This window comes from Urbifossiella limnaea (genome assembly GCF_007747215.1).
Classification (GTDB): Bacteria; Planctomycetota; Planctomycetia; order Gemmatales; family Gemmataceae; genus Urbifossiella; species Urbifossiella limnaea.
Map to the genome: position 1 here is coordinate 1,393,030 of NZ_CP036273.1, position 15,753 is coordinate 1,408,782.

12 protein-coding genes are annotated in these 15,753 nt (G+C 72.0%); 5 read left to right on the plus strand and 7 right to left on the minus strand.

Annotation, left to right across the window (positions count from 1 at the left end):
- Positions 1-42: 42 nt before the first annotated feature.
- Positions 43-2,211 carry a DUF1549 and DUF1553 domain-containing protein gene (locus ETAA1_RS05565; protein ID WP_202920685.1) on the minus strand — a complete coding sequence of 723 codons (2,169 nt, stop codon included), beginning with the start codon at positions 2,209-2,211 and terminating at the stop codon, positions 43-45.
- Between the two features lie 319 nt (positions 2,212-2,530).
- Between ETAA1_RS05565 and ETAA1_RS05570 the strand changes: the two genes are divergently transcribed.
- Positions 2,531-3,148 (plus strand): hypothetical protein, encoded by a 618-nt coding sequence (locus tag ETAA1_RS05570; protein WP_145235067.1) that lies wholly within the window; start codon positions 2,531-2,533, stop codon positions 3,146-3,148.
- Between the two features lie 59 nt (positions 3,149-3,207).
- Positions 3,208-4,206 (plus strand): Gfo/Idh/MocA family protein, encoded by a 999-nt coding sequence (locus tag ETAA1_RS05575; protein ID WP_145235069.1) that lies wholly within the window; start codon positions 3,208-3,210, stop codon positions 4,204-4,206.
- A gap of 14 nt (positions 4,207-4,220) precedes the next feature.
- Here ETAA1_RS05575 and ETAA1_RS05580 read toward each other — a convergent pair whose 3' ends face one another.
- The 4 genes from ETAA1_RS05580 to ETAA1_RS05595 all read right to left on the minus strand — a co-directional run bounded on the left by ETAA1_RS05580 (position 4,221) and on the right by ETAA1_RS05595 (position 8,619).
- A complete protein-coding gene (locus ETAA1_RS05580) occupies positions 4,221-5,522 on the minus strand; it encodes an MFS transporter (RefSeq protein WP_145235071.1) in 1,302 nt (433 codons plus the stop codon).
- On the minus strand, positions 5,522-6,892 hold the full coding sequence (locus tag ETAA1_RS05585; protein WP_202920686.1) for a hypothetical protein: 1,371 nt from the start codon (positions 6,890-6,892) through the stop codon (positions 5,522-5,524). Before ETAA1_RS05585 ends, ETAA1_RS05580 begins: the two co-directional genes overlap by 1 nt.
- 37 nt (positions 6,893-6,929) lie before the next feature.
- Positions 6,930-7,823 (minus strand): isochorismatase family protein, encoded by an 894-nt coding sequence (locus ETAA1_RS05590; RefSeq protein WP_145235073.1) that lies wholly within the window; start codon positions 7,821-7,823, stop codon positions 6,930-6,932.
- A gap of 85 nt (positions 7,824-7,908) precedes the next feature.
- Positions 7,909-8,619, minus strand: coding sequence for a 3-keto-disaccharide hydrolase (locus tag ETAA1_RS05595; protein ID WP_145235075.1), 711 nt, complete (start codon positions 8,617-8,619; stop codon positions 7,909-7,911).
- Between the two features lie 337 nt (positions 8,620-8,956).
- On the opposite strand from ETAA1_RS05595, the gene ETAA1_RS05600 reads away from it, so the two are divergent.
- Both ETAA1_RS05600 and ETAA1_RS05605 read left to right on the plus strand, forming a co-directional pair.
- Positions 8,957-9,943 (plus strand): helix-turn-helix transcriptional regulator, encoded by a 987-nt coding sequence (locus ETAA1_RS05600; RefSeq protein WP_145235077.1) that lies wholly within the window; start codon positions 8,957-8,959, stop codon positions 9,941-9,943.
- 28 nt (positions 9,944-9,971) lie between these two features.
- Positions 9,972-10,586, plus strand: coding sequence for a DUF417 family protein (locus ETAA1_RS05605; protein WP_145235079.1), 615 nt, complete (start codon positions 9,972-9,974; stop codon positions 10,584-10,586).
- Between the two features lie 144 nt (positions 10,587-10,730).
- Here ETAA1_RS05605 and ETAA1_RS05610 read toward each other — a convergent pair whose 3' ends face one another.
- Positions 10,731-12,914 carry a GDSL-type esterase/lipase family protein gene (locus ETAA1_RS05610; RefSeq protein WP_145235081.1) on the minus strand — a complete coding sequence of 728 codons (2,184 nt, stop codon included), beginning with the start codon at positions 12,912-12,914 and terminating at the stop codon, positions 10,731-10,733.
- A gap of 58 nt (positions 12,915-12,972) precedes the next feature.
- Positions 12,973-13,857: a LamG domain-containing protein gene (locus ETAA1_RS05615; RefSeq protein ID WP_145235082.1), complete on the minus strand. Its 885-nt coding sequence runs from the start codon at positions 13,855-13,857 to the stop codon at positions 12,973-12,975.
- Positions 13,858-14,004: 147 nt separating this feature from the next.
- Here ETAA1_RS05615 and ETAA1_RS05620 point away from each other — a divergent pair, with 147 nt between their 5' ends.
- Positions 14,005-15,369, plus strand: coding sequence for a neutral/alkaline non-lysosomal ceramidase N-terminal domain-containing protein (locus ETAA1_RS05620; protein ID WP_145235084.1), 1,365 nt, complete (start codon positions 14,005-14,007; stop codon positions 15,367-15,369).
- Positions 15,370-15,753 lie beyond the last annotated feature (384 nt).

The following is a 15,753-nucleotide window of genomic DNA, read 5'->3' on the forward strand; positions in this document are numbered from 1 at the left end:
GCCCCTTCGGGGCTCCGGACCCGAGCCGGGGGCTTCTCCCCGTCAGTGGTTGAACAGAAACTCCTTGCTCGTCATCAGCGCCCAGAGCAAATCTTGATACCCCTCCCGCGCAGCGCGCTGTGCATCCACCGGTTGGCCCGTCGCGGCCGTCCGCGGCTCGGCCAGGTAGCCGAGCGCCGCCCGCAGCTCGTCGGGCCGCGGATCGCGCGCGAACGCCACCCGGTACAGCTCCTTCACCCGCTCCTCGGCGGGCCGGGCGTCCTTCGCCAGCTTCTCCGCGCGGCCGGTGGGGTGGGCCAGCTTGCCGCGCACGTCCGACGAGTTGAGCAGGTGGAGGCTCTGCGCCAGGTTCGACGACTGCACCCGCTCGCACTCGCACACACTCTCGCCCTCCGGCCGGCCGAACACCCGCAGGAACGCTGACGAGCGGTTGTAGCTGTTGTCCGGCAGCGCCACCGCGCGGGTGCCCGGCGGCAGGTTCGGGAAGTCGGTCTGCGTGCCGCTCAGTTGGTCGATCGCGTCGAGCAGCACCTCGGCCGACAGGCGGCGCGGGTAGTAGCGCGAGTAGTTCTGGCGGTCGCCGGCGTTGTGGGCGTTCGGCGTCGCGCTCAGCTGATACGCGCTCGACCGCACGATGACGCGCACCAGCGCCTTCAGGTCGTACCCGCTGCTCACGAAGTGCTTCTCCAGCGCCGCGAGCAGCTCCGGGTTCGACGGCGGGTTCGTGTCGCGGATGTCGTCCTCGGGCTCGATGAGCCCGCGCTGGAAGAAGTGCTTCCAGTAGCGGTTCACAAGCGCCTTGGCGAAGAACGGGTTCGCCGACGACCGCATCCAGTCGGCGAGCCGCAGCCGCGGGTCCTCGTCGGGCGCGATCGGCGGCACCGCGTCGCCGAGCGCCGCCGGCCGCAGCGCCGCCTTGGTGCGGATGTTCGTCGCCGTCGCCACGCCGCGCTTGTGGAAGATCAGGTCCTCGCCGCGGGTGTCGGACGGCCGGCGCCCGACCTGCCCGAAGAACGCCGCGAGCGAGTAGTAGTCGTCCTGGCTCCAGCGCTCGAACGGGTGGTGGTGGCACTGGGCGCACTGGATGCGCACGCCGAGGAACAGCTGCGCCACGTCCTCGATCTGGTCCTTTGGCTCCTTCACCCGCTTGTACCAGGCCACCGGCGGGTTGCCGATGATCGTGCCCGTCGCGGCCAGCAGCTCGCGCACGAACTGGTCGTACGGCTTGTTCGACAGCAGCGAGTCGCGCACCCAGGCGTGGAAGGCGAAGTTCGACACCGTGTCGCTGGCGTCGTCGCGGCGGTTCTTCAGCAGCGCCGTCCACTTGGCGGCGAAGTAGTCGGCGTAGTCCGGGCTCCGCAGCAGATCGTCGATCCAGCGGTCGCGCTTGTCGGCACCGGTGTCGGCGAGGAAGGCCTTCGCCTCGGCGTCGGTCGGCAGCCGGCCGGCCACGTCGAGCGTGACGCGGCGGAGGAACGTGGCGTCGTCGCACACCGGCGACGGCGGGATGCCGAGATCTTTCAGGTTGGCGAAGACGGCGGCGTCGATGAAGTTCCGTACCGGCGGCAGCTCGCCGACCGGCGCGCCGAGCGGCACGGCGGCGTTGAACACGGCGACGCGCCCCTGGTGGCGCACCATCACGGACGCCCTGCCGGGCAGGTCGAAGGCCGCGACGAGCCCGCCCTCGGTCACCTCGGCCAGCGCCTTGTCGTTCGACTCGAACAGGGCCGTGCCGGTCACGTCGCGGGTGCTGCCGTCGGAGTAGCGGGCCACCGCCTTCAGTTGCAGCTTCGCCTGCCGCTGCAGCACGCCGTGCTTCGGCTCGACCTCCAGCGCGACGAGCTTGGGGGTGGTCGCCTCGTCCGCCCGAGCACCCTGGGCGATCCAGTCGCGCACGACGCCGTACCCCGGCGACGACTTCGGCAGCCGCGGCCCGCCGGCGTGCGGCACCTGACCGGACGCCTTGAGGAGCAGCAGACTGTTCTCGGGGCTGCCGAAGTGGAGCCGCCGGCCGCGGCCTTCGAGGACGAGGTGCTCGAAATCCTCCGCGGGCTCGAACCCGAACAGGGACAGCTGGAACCCCTTCTGCCCGCCGCCGGCCTTGGCGTGGCACGACCCCGCGTTGCACCCGGCCCGGGTCAGCACGGGGACCACGTCGTTCACGAAACTGACGCGACCGTCGGCTGCGCTCGCGGGGCACGCGAACGTCATCACCACGGCCGCGCAGGCGCACCAGGGTAGAGGAACGGACAAGCGCCGGGGCTGGCTCGGGTCGGATGGCATATCAGGCCCGTGGGGAGGGCACGGCATCGGGCAGTCCGAGTCCGCCGGGGGCAAACTGTCGGACGAGGGGGCTCTGGCGGGGTGTAGCTACGACATAGTATCACCCCTTCCGGACTGTTGGGCAACATGGAATCCGGCGCGGGCGGATTCCGCCCGCGCTTTTCACTGGCTCGCGTCGTCCGATTCTGGTCTGCTACCCGGGCGGCTGCGCCCGTCGCACGGCGGAACAGGACCGATGTCATTCGCGATGCCCTGCCCGCGATGCCAGTGCGTACTCGACCTCGACGACGAGGAGAAGACCCACCGGGCGTGGTGCCCGAACTGCGGGGCGAGATTCATCGCCAACGAGCCCGGGCTGTCGCCCGCGCAGGTCGAGGAGCTTCGACGTCGTGAGTCGGACCGGCGGGTGCCGCGTGAACAACGGCCTCGGTCCGATGCCGTCCGGTTCGAGGTGGAAGCCCCGGCCACGGCGCTGAAGGTCCACGGGTGGTTCACCCTCGGTTGCGGCATCCTTCTGGGCACGGTGGGCGTCCTGTTCGCCGTGCTCTTCGCGGACGACCCGGAATTCCACAAGGCGGAGAAGGCCACGCGGGGGGAAGTGCTCCTCGTGGCCGGGATGCAACTGGCTCAGGGGCTGTGCGGGGTCGTCACGGGCACGGTGATGGTGGTCGGCGCACACAACCTGACCCGCTTCGAGCGCATCGGCTGGGTCAAGGCCGCCGCCGTCGTCGGGATGCTGCCGGTCGTGACGGGGTGCTGCCTCCTCGGGATACCCGTCGGGGTCTGGACGCTGCGCCTCCTCAACCGGCCTGAGGTCCACGAACGGTTCGACCGCCGCGCCGCGCCGCCCGAATCGGTCCTGTGACGACGCGCCGGCGGAGCCGCGGCGGCGCCTGACGGGTACCGGGTGAAACGAGGGCGTCGATGACCGCGAGGAGTCTGTCACCCGTGAAGGTCGGCGTGGTCGGGCTGGGCCGATTCGGGCGCCTTCACGCACTGACCCTGGCCCGCCTCGCGGAGGCCGAGTTGGTGGGCCTGGTGGCGCGCCGACAGGCCAGCCTGGACGCCGTGGCCCCCGAACTCCCCGGCGTGCCGGGATGGACGAGCCTCGAACAGGCGATCACGGAATCGAGGGCCGAAGCCTGGGTCGTCGCCTGCACGACGGCCGCGCACGTGCCCGTCACCCGTGCGCTGTTGGCGGCCGGCAAGACGGTGCTGCTGGAGAAGCCCGTCGCCGACAACCTGGCGGACGCCCGGAGCCTGGCGCCGCTGGTGCGGCCCGACTCCGGCAACCTCATGCTCGGGCACATCGTCCTGTTCAACAGCGAGTTCCAACAGCTCTGCGCCGAGGCGCGGCGGCGCGGCCCGCTCGCGTACATCGACTGCGTCCGCCACCGGCCGGCGAGCACCGTCGCCGCGTTCCCCGGGGAGAACCCGCTGCACGCGACGATGGTCCACGACCTGTACGCCACCCAGGCGCTCGTGAACCGCGCCGACCCGGTGGACTTCGGCGCCCGGTTCCACCGCACGCCCGCGGGGGCCGTGGACCTGGCGGTGGCCCAACTCCAGTGGGCCGACGGGCTCGTGGCGTCGTTCGCCGCGTCGTACCTGACGCCCGCCGGGATGCCGCCGCGGGGGTTCGACCGGATGGAGGTGTTCGGCGCCGGCTGGTCGGCGCGGATCACCCCGAACCCCCGGCCGATCGAAGTCTGGGACGAGCGGGCACAGTGGCCGATGGCCCTGGAGGTCCGCGCCGACGCCGTCGGGGCGACGGGGATGATGGCCGAGGAACTCCGCTGCTTTTGCCGCGTGGTGCGCGGGGAGCAAGCCGTTCCCGTCGGCGCGACTTACGGCGACGCACTCCAGGTTCAGCAGTGGATGGACCGACTGACCGCCGGCCTGGATCACGATCGGACTGGCTAACGACATCCGACGTATCAGTGTGGCGGGTCTTCGTCATCGTCGAGCGGCCGGTACCGGTACAGCCCCCAGCCGGCGGCGCCGGCCAGCAGCACCCCGACGTACACCCACAGGATCGGGTCCCACTGCCCGCGGCCGGTCACCCCGGCGTCGGCCTGGTACTGCGTGAACCACCCGACGAACCCCTGCGAGGCCACCCCGGCGAGGATGCCGCAGGTGTTCAGCATCCCGAACACCGCCCCCACGTTCCGCCCGCTCTGCTCGATCGCCGCCGCCCACCACGTCGGCAGGGTCGATTGCAGCGCCAGGTACCCGACCGCGATAAGGGCTGCGAGCAGCAGGGGCGAGTCGGCCGTCGTCGCGGTCGTGAGGGCGGCGGCTGACAGGAGGTACGCGGCGGCCCCGAACCGCCGGCGGGCGCGGACCCGGTCGGTCGCCCGGGACACCCGGTCGGCGAGCACCCCGCCGGCCATCATCCCGGCCGCGCCGCCGAGCAGCACCAGCGACGTGAGCAGCCCGGCCTCCCCCTTCGCCACCCCGCGGCCGTCCTGGAGGTACTTCGAGAACCACGAGAAGTACAGGTACGAGTTGAACGAGCTGCACATGATGATCGCCGCGAGCAGCCACACCCCGGGCGCCCGGGACGCGGCCCGCCACGGGATCGACCCGTGCGGCCGGCCGGCGGTCGTGCCGGCCCGGATGAGGGCGAGTTCGGCGGCGTTCACCCGGGGGTGGTCGGCCGGGTCGTCGCGGAACCACAGCCAGAACCCGACCGCCCACGCGACCCCGACCAGCCCGAACGCGACGAACGCCAGCCGCCACCCGACGAGCCAGACGAGGGCGGCGGTGAGGGCCGGGGCGGCGGCCCCGCCGAGCTGGGCGCAGGTGAGCATCAGCCCGGTCACGCGGCCGCGCTCGGCCGCCGGGAACCACCGCGACAGGACGCGGGCGGTGTTCGGGTACGCCCCGGCCTCGCCGGCCCCGAACAGGAACCGGACGACGAGTAGCGACCCCAGCCCGGTGGCCGCGCCGGTGAGGGCGGTGAACGCCGACCACCACACGACCACCCGGGCGAGGACGGCCCGTGCCCCGATGCGGTCCCCGAGCCGCCCGGTCGGCACCTCGAAGAGCCCGTAGGCGATCGTGAACGCCATGAACACGAAGCCGAGCTCGCGGTTCGACAGCCCGAGATCGGCCTGGATGTCCTGGGCCGCCTGCCCGATGCAGACGCGGTCGAGGAACAGGACGGCGGAGAGGGTACACAGCCACCCGGCCAGGACGAACCGGGCGCGGGACGGCGGCGCGGAATCGGGCGGCATCAACGCCCGGCTCCCAGGAGGCGCCGCATCGCGTCCGTCAGCACGGGCTCGACCTCCGGCGCCACGTTGCTGGCCCGCGCGCTCGTCTCGTACCCCCCCTCGGCGTAGGCGGCCGTCGTGCCGATGTAGGCCGGTCCGTAGTCGCCGTAGGCCGCCATCGCCACCCCCAGGTCGGGGCGCATCTTCTTCGCCGCCAGCTGGTACTCGACGAACAGCTCGCCCGGCATGTGCAGCACCCGCGCCGTCCCCACCCGCAGGCAGGCGACGTCGATCGCGTGCCCCGCCTTGCGGCGGACGACCCACGCGAGTTGATCCGCCTTCGAGACGTACCCCCGCGCCGGCTCCGTCTTCAGGTCCTTAATCAGCTCCTCTTCCTTCAGGTGCGGGGCGACGGGGAGTTCGACCGGGACCGTCTCCCAGCCGACGTCCGCGGCGGCCAGCGGCTGTTTCTTCGCCGCCGTCAGGGCGCGCTTCATGCCGTCGGCGAGCCGCTGCGCGAGCAGCAGGCGGTTCTCCTTGTCGCCGTCGTTGTACTTGCCCGCGCCGACGTTCCCGCCGGCGCCGTTGAAGTGGACGTGCAGCGCCTCGGGCAGGGCCTGGCCGCGGATGAAGCGGGCGATGCCGGGGAAGTCGGGGCTGGGGACGCCCGTGCGGTAGTAGCTCTGCGGGTGGCAGGCGTAGTAGCTGAGCACCGCGACCGGCCGCTCCCCGTTCCAGAACGACAGCACCGCCACCTCGGGGTCGATGACCCCCTCCGGCTCGGCGCGGAGGGCAGGGTCCTTGGTGGCGGTGTAGCGGACGGCGCGGACCTTGCCGTCCGGCCCGAGGATGCGGCGGTTCGACGCCACCTCCTTCACCTCGGCGGTGCCGAAGCCGGCGTGCGTGACCGGTTGCGCCGTCTTGAGCGCCGCCTCGACCGCGGCGGCGGCGCGGCCCATCACGTCGCGGTGGAAGCCGCTCTCGAACCGGCCGAAGTCCTTGAGCCCGAGGTCGCGGATGAGCCGCTCGGCCGTGAGGTCGCACCCCGGGGCGTCGTGCTGGTGCAGGGCGTGGACGGCGACCCGGTCGGGGGTCGTACCGGCGGCGCGGGCCAGCCGCTCGCGGAACAGGTCGTGCCCCTCGTTGGCGATGCCGATCCAGTCCACCGCGCACAGGACGACCGGCCGCCCGCTCCCGGTGATCACGACGCCCCGGCAGCGGAGCGTCAGCTCGTCGAGCCGGCGGACGGGGTCGTACGCCATCGCCGAGCCGAGGGGCGGTGTCGCGTCCACGTCGAAGGTGGCGACGCGGACGGCGGCGGCCGGCGGTTGCGCCGGCAGGACGGCCGCGGTGGTCAGCGCGAGGGCCAGGGCCAGGGCGAGCGGTTTCATCGGCCGCCTCATCAGTGGTGGTGGGTCGCCGCAGTGGTCACTCGTCGCCTTTGAAGCGGAACTCGCGGCCGCCGAGGAGCTGGTCCGACGTGATCGTCGGGCAGACGAACTTCTCGACGTGGGCCACGATCAGCCGCGTCCCCTCGAAGTGGCTGACCATCGGCGGCATCTTCGGGTTGTACATCGTGTCCGTGAGGTCGCGGACGAGCACCACGTTCTTGCCGTTCTTGGCGAGCTGCCGCAGGCCGAACGGGCGGCCCAGCACGCACATGTTGGTGTGGACGCCGACCAGCATCACCCGGTCGATGCCGCGGGCCTCCAGCAGGTTCCAGATTTCGACGCCGGAGTCGCTGACCGCGTCCTCGTCGCGGATCGTGAGGCCGGCGTGTTGGCTCTTCCAGGGCGCCTTCGGGTTGCGGCCCATCGCGGCGAGTTTCGCGTGCCACTCGGCGTGCTCCTTCGGGTCGTCGTCCTCGCCGCCGTCGCTCTGGTCGATCGGGTACTTCCCCTTGTCCTCCGCGGGAATCTTCGTGCACCACTGGTCGATGCCGTTGGGAAGCGTCTTCGCCGCCGGCGCGGCCTGCGCCCGCTTGCGGGCCGGGTGGTCCTGGTACGCCGCCATGCAACTCGACGGCGCGTGGATGATGAGCGCGCCCCGCGCGCGGGCCGCCTTGAGGAACGCCTCCATGCGCGGGACGAGTTCGTTCTCCCGGCGGACGGCGTTGAGGCAGTGGTGGGCGTCCCACATGTCGCAGACGATGACCGCCGTCTTCCCGGCCGGCCACGCTTCCGCCCGCGTCGTGACCGCGTACTCGCCGGCCGTCTCGACCCGCGACCGCAGCGTCAGGCGGAAGTCGGTCTCGTCGGCCCGGACGGCGGCCGTCGGCGCCGGCAGGAGCGCCAGTAGACCGGCCAGGATCGCGATTCGCATCACGCACCGTGTTGGTCAAGGGGTTTGATACGGCTGCCGGAAGCGGGCGCAAGGCCCGCCCCGGTGCGGGGCGGGGGGTTCGGACTCACTTCACGGTGACGAGCCGGTCCTCCCGCGGGAACGTCTCCAGCACCAGCCCCTTGAAGTGGATTTCCTGCGGGACGTTGTTCGAGTGGAGTTGCAGGCCGATCGGGCCTTCCTTGATGCGGGCCGGCTCGGGGTCGCGCCAGTCCACGACGGCCGTGCCGTTGACCGCCACGCGGACGCGGTTCCCCTGCGCCAGCACCTCGATGTCGTTCCAGTCGTGCTGCTTCCCGACCTTCTTCGCCGGCGCGCCGCTGACCGGCAGCCCGTTGCGGCCGAACAGGTCGTACATGCCCCACCCGGACGGGAACATGACGAGGTGGCCCTTGTACGTGTGCTCGGACCGGTCCGCCTTCGGGTCGGCGACCTTGCCGTCGGCCTTCGGCCACACCTCGCCCCAGAACGCCACGCCCGAGTGCATCTCGGACTCGACGAGCTTCGCCGCGAACGTGAGGCGGAAGTCGGTGTACTTGGCCTTCGTGTTCAGGTACGTGCTGTACTTCAGCGGGGTCGTGTTCTTGGCCACGATCACGCCGTCCTTGACGGACCACAGGTCGGCGTACCCGGTCCAGCCGTCGAGCGACTTCCCGTCGAAGAGCTTGACGGTCTCGGTCTTGCCCTCGCGGGGCTTGACGACCGGGGCGTCCTTTTTGTCCTGCGCGCCGAGCGAGGCGACGAGGAGGGCGGAGAGGAGCAGTGCGAGACTTCGCATGGGTGCGTCCGGGAGCGGGGAGGGAGGGAACGCCACGGGCGGATGATACCAGAAGAGGGCGGGTGAAAGTAGCAGGCACCTTCCGTGCGCCCGGCCGGTCGGGTCGAGGCTGAGCGTCTTGTAGCACCACCCGTCGAGGGCGCCCGGTCGCCCGGGCGGCGTCGGCGAACGCCTTCGCCTCGGGTTCGAGGTGGACGGGGAGGGGCATCGGGCGCTCGCGCTCGGAGGTCGGGCGACCGCCGCCAGTGTAGCCGGCCCGGCCGGTGTACGCCCGGCTCGGTATCCTGCAGAAAGCGTAGGCCGGGGTGACTGCCGCGACCGCGCGCCGGAGGTGCCGATGACCGAGCCCGACCCGCCGCCGGCGGGCGTCGCGCAGGCCCTGTACGACCGGCGGGACGGCCGTCTCGCCCTGGAGGTCGTCGACGCGCCCGCCGCCGAGCTGGCCCGCCCGCACCGGACGAACTACTTCACCGCCTACTGGGTCCGCGCGGGGCGCGGGACGTTCCACGCCGACGGCACCCGCCACCCGTTCGCCGCCCCGTGTCTGTTGTTCCTCACCCCCTACCAGGCCGCCCGCCTCGACCCCGACGACCACCTGCACGTCACGGCCGTCCGGTTCCACGCCAACTTCCTGTGCGTCGAGACCCACCACCACGAGGTCGGGTGCAACGGCGTCCTGTTCAACGACCCGTACGGCCCCCCCGCCGTCACCCTTGACGAATCGACCGAGCGGGAGGTGGCCGACCTCGTCGCCCGGATGCGCGCCGAGTTGGACACCGCCGGGCTGGCGCAGGCCGAACTGCTCCTGTCGTACCTCAAGATCCTGCTCGTCCGGGCGACCCGGCTGAAGCGCGGCCAGCAGGGCACGGCTGGCGGTGGCGTGCGGCTGCCGCCGCCGCTGCCGGAGCTGCGCGAACTGGTGGAGCGGCACTACCGCCGGCTCCACGCCCCGGCCGACTACGCCGACCTGCTGCACGCCACGCCGAAGGCGCTCGGCCGGCTGGTCAAGCAGCACCTGGGCAAGACGCTGACCGAACTGATTCGGGAGCGGGTGCTGAACCACGCGAAGTGGGAACTGCTGCACACCCTCAAGCCGGTGAAGGAGGTGGCCCGGGAGGTCGGGTTCGACGACGAACTGTACTTCAGCCGGCTGTTCCGCAAGGCGACCGGGATGTCGCCGACCGGGTTCCGGGCGTTCGAGACCGACGTCCGGGGCGGGAGCAATCTGTCCATGCCTTCGGCCCGCCCGTCCATTCCACCGCCCCCGCCCACGGGGCAGAATGCCGACAGACCCGCGAGCGACCCCCCGGAACCGGGGGCGTGACCGCGGGGAACACCCTGCGGAGGCGGTCATGGGCGCGGTCACACGGCTGTTCGAGCTGGCGGCGGGGGCGGACCGGCTGGGGCTCGCGGTCACCCGGATCGGCCTGGTCGTGGTGCTGGTGTGGATCGGCGGGCTGAAGGTGTACCACTACGAGGCCGACGGCATCGCCCCGTTCGTCGCCAACAGCCCGGTGATGAGCTTCTTCTACGCCGACCCCGCGAACTACAAGGCGCACATGAACCCGGAGGGGGCCGTGGTGCCGGCGAACCGGGCGTGGCACGAGATGAACCGGACGTACCCGTTCGCCCTCGGGCTGGGATCGGTAATCGTGCTGTACGGCCTCCTCATCGCGCTGCACCCGGTCCTCCCGCAGGCCGCGACGGTCGGCAGCTTCCTCGTGGCGGTGATGTCGGTGGTGACGCTGTCGTTCCTGGTGACGACGCCGGAGTGCTGGGTGCCGGACCGGGGCGGGCCGGAGCACGGGTTCCCGCTCCTGTCCGGGGCGGGCCGGCTGGTGGTCAAGGACGCGATCATGGCCGGGGCCGCCCTGGTCACCATGGCCGACTCCGCGAAGGCGTTCCTGCGGCGGCGGGCGCGGCGGACGCCCGCGGAGGTCCCGTCCGCGGGAGCGGTGGCGGCGTGACGGTGGCGGTCGCCGGGTCGGCGGTCGAAGTCGATCCACGCGACGGTAGGCGACTTCGGTTTGGCGCGGAGGAGCGCGAGGGGAGATGGCGGCCCGCCCCCGCGCCGCCGCGGGCGGTGTACCGAACGGACCCGGGTCGGCGGGCTACTCCGTCCCGGCGGTCAGCGCCGCGAGGACGGCCTGGGCGTACAGGCGGTGTCCGAAGTCGTTCGGGTGGTTCAGCCCGTTGCCGGTCAGGTCCAGGTCGTGCTTGTGCCGCAGCAGTAGCTCCCACACGGCGGTCACGTCCGCGAGCGCGACGCCCGGGCCGGCCAGCCGCCGCAGCTCGTCGCGGTAGCGGGGGAACATGTCGCGCGGCGTCGCGGTCCACGCGCCGTTCCCCAGCATCGGCGCGACCAGGATCACCTCGGTGTCCTTGTCGTGGGCCTTGATGCGGTCAAGGATGGTGCGCGTCTGGTCGCCGAACCACTTCGGGTCGCGGCGCCCCACGTCGTTCATCCCGTAGGCGACGATCACGAGGTTCGGCTTCTCCGCCAACAGCTTGTCGAGGTCCTTCACCCCGTTGGCGACGCTCCACCCGGCGACCGCGCGGTTCTTGAGCGCGACGCGGCAGTCGAACGTCGCCTGGAGCTGCGCCGCCACGAGGTCCGGGTAGCCGGGCTGGTTCGGGGCGGCCTTCACCAGCGCCGAGGCGTCGAGCCCGGTCGAGATGCTGTCCCCGCTGACGCCGAGGGTGAACGCCTCGCCGGCCTTCAGCCGCGCCCGCGTCCGCGGCAGTGTGCCGACGACCTCCACATTGGCGAACTTGTCGTCGCGGCGGCGGTAGGTGACCTCCACGTTGCGGTCGTGGAACCAGCGGCCGGGCCGGTAGAGGAGTGACTGGTCCGGGTGGCCGACGCGGGCCGCGTAGCTCTGCGGCGACCCCTTCGGGACGAACACGCTCGCAAGTGCGATCGGCGGGACGGGGCCGGGTGCCGGGAAGGTGAGCGTCAGCCCGTCCTTCGAGAGGGTGAAGGTGTCGCGGTCGAAGCGGTGACGGCGGTCGGCGGTGGCGACTTCCAGCACCTCGGCCGCGGGGAACGCGAGCCGGGCCGTGGCCGGTCCGTTGTCCGTGAGCAGCACGCTACTCTCGCGGTGGACGACCGGCGCGGCCCACGCGGGCGTCAGCAGGCGGAGGTCCGCGAGCGACTCCTCGACGCGCGGCGGGGCGGTGAGGTGCTTCGCCAACACCGCGGCCCACATCTCGGCCGCTTTCGCCTGGCCTGCCGCGCTGAAGTGGCGCCGCGAGTTGGCGCCGCCGCGGTTCTCGCCCTTGAGGGTGTCCGTGTCCGGGCCGGCCTGGAAGCCGGGGCGGGCGGCGAGTTCGTCGATCGCCGCGCGGATGCGGCCCTCGCCGGCGGGGTCGTTGTAGACGGTCGGGTGGTGGGTCGATTTGGCGAGCAGCCACGGCGGCTGGGTGCCCCACGCAGTCGCCGCCGCGTGCCGGATCGCTCGCACGTTGGCGACGTACTTCTCCGTCGAAGTCTTTGCGATCACGTCGGACTCGCCCTGCTGCCAGAGGACCGAGCGGAAGCCGCCCAGCTCCGCGCCGGCCGCCACCAGCCGTTTGTGGAACGCGCCCCCCGGCGCCCACTGCGACGTGGCAGTCGCCCCGACGGCGACGTTGGCGAACCCGACCGGGACGCGGAACTCCTTCACGATCGCGTCGCCGACCGGCGGCCAGATCGAGCCGTCCGTGCTGCCGTCCGGGACCGGCTGCGGGTCGTTCGCCACGCCCCACGTCCCCTTCGCGGCGTCGAAGGCGACGACGCGCTTCGCCGGGTCGGCGACGGCGAGTTTCGCGTCGTTGCAGTTGGTGGCGTAGGACTGGCCGGCGACCACGAACACCTCGCCGACCCCGACCGGCTCGACGGCGCCCGCGTGCGTCACGCCGTCCCCCTGCCGGCAGCGGAGTTCGAGCCGGTACCACCCGCCGGCCGGCACGCGGGCCGAGGCGACCAGCCCGGACTTCTCGGTGCGCGCGTCGAGCTTTGTCCACCCCACCTCGCCGCCCGCGCCCCCGGCGAGCCGCACCACGCGGTACTCCCACCGGCCGCGGTCCGGGGCGCCGGCGCAGCGGACGGGCACGTCGGCGAAGCCGAACGCGGGGTGGCCGGGCTGTTCCGTCGCGGCGGCGGCGGGGTCGAACCCGGTGCGCTGGACCACCTGGTGGGGCTTCGGCGACACCACGACCAGCGCCGCGGGGTCGGCCGCCGCGAGTGGGGCCGCGGCCGCCAGGGCCAGAAGACAGGCGACGGGGTGAACGGAACGCCGCAGGAGAGGTCGCATGGTGATCCGGTTCCGGGTGAGGCGTGGGTGTAGCACGGGCGGGACGCGCGGATCGCACCTACGGGTAGAGCTCCCGCGCGCCGGTCCGGAGGCCGAACAACAACTCGACTTCGGCCGGCGTGAGCGGGCGGTCGAACACCGCCAGGTCGTCGATGTGGCCGACGTAGGCGGCGCCGAGCACCAGCAGCACGCGGGCCGGGTCCCAGTCGAAGGTCAGGTTCCACCTCTCGATCGACCCTTGCAGCCGGCCGTCGATGTACAGCCGCCCGGCCTGCGGGCGGGTCTTGTCGTTTACGTTCTCCACGGTGAACGCGACGTGGGTCCACCGCTCCCGCGAGAACGGGGCGCGGGCCACCTGCACCATCGGCCGCTTCTCGAACGGGATCTCGTGCCACGCCGCGCCGGTCGGGTTCCAGATGGGGTACAGCGGGCGGATCGCGTACCGGAAGTACCGCGGCGTCTCGTCCTTCGACCACTCCAGGAAGATGTACCCCTTCTTGTTGTCGTCCCCGGTGATCTGGACCGGGTCGCAGTAGCCCGGCTCCAAATCCTTGTCCGGGTCGAGCCGCAGCCACGCCGACACGGTCGTGCTCCAGCTCTTCGCGTTGTAGCCGAGCACGCCGCCGTCCTTGAACGCCGGGCGGGTGGCCCCCTTCTTCGGGAAGTGCAACGCCCCGCCGAACCGCCCCGCGCCGGCCGCGAGCTTCACGTCGTCGTTCGGCGCGGCCTTCACCAGCTCCGTGCCGCGCTGGACGTAACACGCCTTGTCGGCGCGGGAGAAGTCGGCGTTGAGCCCCTTGTCGAAGGACGCGTGCAGGGTGAGCGCCTTCGCCAGCTTCGCCCGCGCCTCCGCGTCGGCGCCCGCCCCAGGAACCTGGGCGGCCACAAGAGACGCAGTCAGTGCGACCAGAGCGGCCGGCAGCATCCGGGTGGGGTGCGTCATGGCGGGGTTCCGGGGTGGACGTCGGGTCCAGCCGGACAGGCTATCGCGGCCACGGCCCGCCCGCAAACCGTTTCCGCCCGCGGGCCGACCCTGTTTTCCGCCCACGAAATCGGGTAGAGTCAGCCGCCACCGCCCCAGGAGCCGAGCATGACCCGCGCGCGATTGTTGGTGTGCCTCGCCCTCGCCGGCCTGGCGGCGCCGGTGCGCGGGCAGGAGGCGGCCTGGAAGGCCGGAGTGGCGCGGGCCGTCATCACCCCAAACACGGACGTCTGGCTCGCGGGCTACGGGACCAAGCGGCCCCCCGACGGGAAGCTCCACGACCTGTGGATGAAGGCTCTCGCCCTGGAGGACCACACGGGCGACCGCGCCGTCCTGATCACCAGCGACTTCCAGGGCGTGCCGAAGGAGATGAGCGACCGCGTGTTCGAGCAACTCCGCGTGAAGTACAAGCTCGAACGCCGCCAGGTGATGTTCACCTTCTCGCACAACCACTGCGGGCCGCGGCTCGGCAGCGACCTGGTGGACTACTACCCGGTCGAGGCCGAGCAGGAGAAGCTCGTCGCCGAGTACACGACATTGATGGAGGCCCGGCTCGTGGCGATGGTCGGCGAGGCACTCGGGCGGCTCGCCCCGGCGGCGCTGGCGACCGGCCGCGGGACCGCGACCTTCGCCGTGAACCGCCGCAACAACCGCGAGGCCGACGTGCCCGCACTGCTGGCGAAGGGGGAGCCGCTGAAGGGGCCGGTCGACCACGCCGTCCCGGTGCTGACCGTGACCGGGGCGGACGGGAAGCTCGCCGCCGTCCTCTTCGGCTACGCCTGCCACCCGACGACGCTCAGCTTCAACAAGTGGTGCGGCGACTACCCCGGCTTCGCGCAGCTGGCCGTCGAGAAGGCCCACCCCGGCGCCACGGCGATGTTCGTCAACACCTGCGGCGGCGACCAGAACCCGCTCCCGCGCCGGTCGGTGGAGCTCTGCGAGAAGTACGGCCACATGCTCGCCGCCGCCGTCGAGGACGTACTCAAGACGCCGCTCAAGCCGGTCGCCCCGGGCCTGAAGACGGCGTTCGAGTACGTGGACCTGCCGTACGAGCGGGTCGTGACCCGCGAGGACCTGAAGGCGGCGGCCGCCGACGCGAACCCGATCAAGAGGCGGTGGGCTGAACGGCTGCTGAAGCAACTTGACGCCGGGGCGACGTTCCCGGCCGCGTACCCGTACCCGGTCCACGCCTGGCGGCTCGGCCGCGACACGCTGATGATCGGGACGGGGGCCGAGACGGTGGTGGACTACGCGCTCCAGTTCAAGGCCGCGTACGGGTCCGACACCTGGGTGTGCGGCTACGCCGACGACATGCTCGCCTACATCCCGTCCCGCCGCGTCTGGGACGAGGGCGGCTACGAGGGCGGCCCGAACCTGTTCGAGTACGGCCGGCCCGCGTTCCGCTGGGCGGGCGACGTGGAGGCCCGGGTGACGCGCACCGTCGCGCGGGTGGTCCGGGCCGTCGAACCGTGAAGACGGGTTAGCCACACTACATCACGATGGCGTCGGCCCGGCCACGGGCCAGCACGACGCCATCGATGTTTTGCCGCGTGACCCTCGTCCGATTCGTCGTCAGTCGACTCGATCTAGCAAGGAACGACCGGGTCTGCCCGGCAGACCCCCCCCGCGGGGAATCCGCAGCGGCCGCTGTCGAGACGTAACCCGCAGCCCGACAGGATGATCCAGGGGAGTCGGGACGGGGGCGGTTGCGACCGACCCAGGGTTCACGTTCACAGTCATGTCGGTAGAACATGAGAGCGGTTCGGCCGAACTCGCCCGAGAATGCCACCGGGGAGCAGAAGCGGAGACGGCCGTCTCCGCTTCTGCTCCCCGGTGATGCCTGAAGTCGCTGAGTAA

Bases quoted from the DNA above. Each gene is read 5' to 3' on its own strand.
- ETAA1_RS05605 (WP_145235079.1), top strand. From the start codon at position 9,972: ATGGGCGCGGTCACACGGCTGTTCGAGCTGGCGGCGGGGGCGGACCGG.
- ETAA1_RS05615 (WP_145235082.1), bottom strand. From the start codon at position 13,857: ATGACGCACCCCACCCGGATGCTGCCGGCCGCTCTGGTCGCACTGACT.
- ETAA1_RS05565 (WP_202920685.1), bottom strand. From the start codon at position 2,211: ATGACGTTCGCGTGCCCCGCGAGCGCAGCCGACGGTCGCGTCAGTTTC.
- ETAA1_RS05585 (WP_202920686.1), bottom strand. From the start codon at position 6,892: ATGAAACCGCTCGCCCTGGCCCTGGCCCTCGCGCTGACCACCGCGGCC.
- ETAA1_RS05620 (WP_145235084.1), top strand. From the start codon at position 14,005: ATGACCCGCGCGCGATTGTTGGTGTGCCTCGCCCTCGCCGGCCTGGCG.
- ETAA1_RS05595 (WP_145235075.1), bottom strand. From the start codon at position 8,619: ATGCGAAGTCTCGCACTGCTCCTCTCCGCCCTCCTCGTCGCCTCGCTC.
- ETAA1_RS05575 (WP_145235069.1), top strand. From the start codon at position 3,208: ATGACCGCGAGGAGTCTGTCACCCGTGAAGGTCGGCGTGGTCGGGCTG.
- ETAA1_RS05570 (WP_145235067.1), top strand. From the start codon at position 2,531: ATGCCCTGCCCGCGATGCCAGTGCGTACTCGACCTCGACGACGAGGAG.
- ETAA1_RS05580 (WP_145235071.1), bottom strand. From the start codon at position 5,522: ATGCCGCCCGATTCCGCGCCGCCGTCCCGCGCCCGGTTCGTCCTGGCC.
- ETAA1_RS05590 (WP_145235073.1), bottom strand. From the start codon at position 7,823: ATGCGAATCGCGATCCTGGCCGGTCTACTGGCGCTCCTGCCGGCGCCG.
- ETAA1_RS05600 (WP_145235077.1), top strand. From the start codon at position 8,957: ATGACCGAGCCCGACCCGCCGCCGGCGGGCGTCGCGCAGGCCCTGTAC.
- ETAA1_RS05610 (WP_145235081.1), bottom strand. From the start codon at position 12,914: ATGCGACCTCTCCTGCGGCGTTCCGTTCACCCCGTCGCCTGTCTTCTG.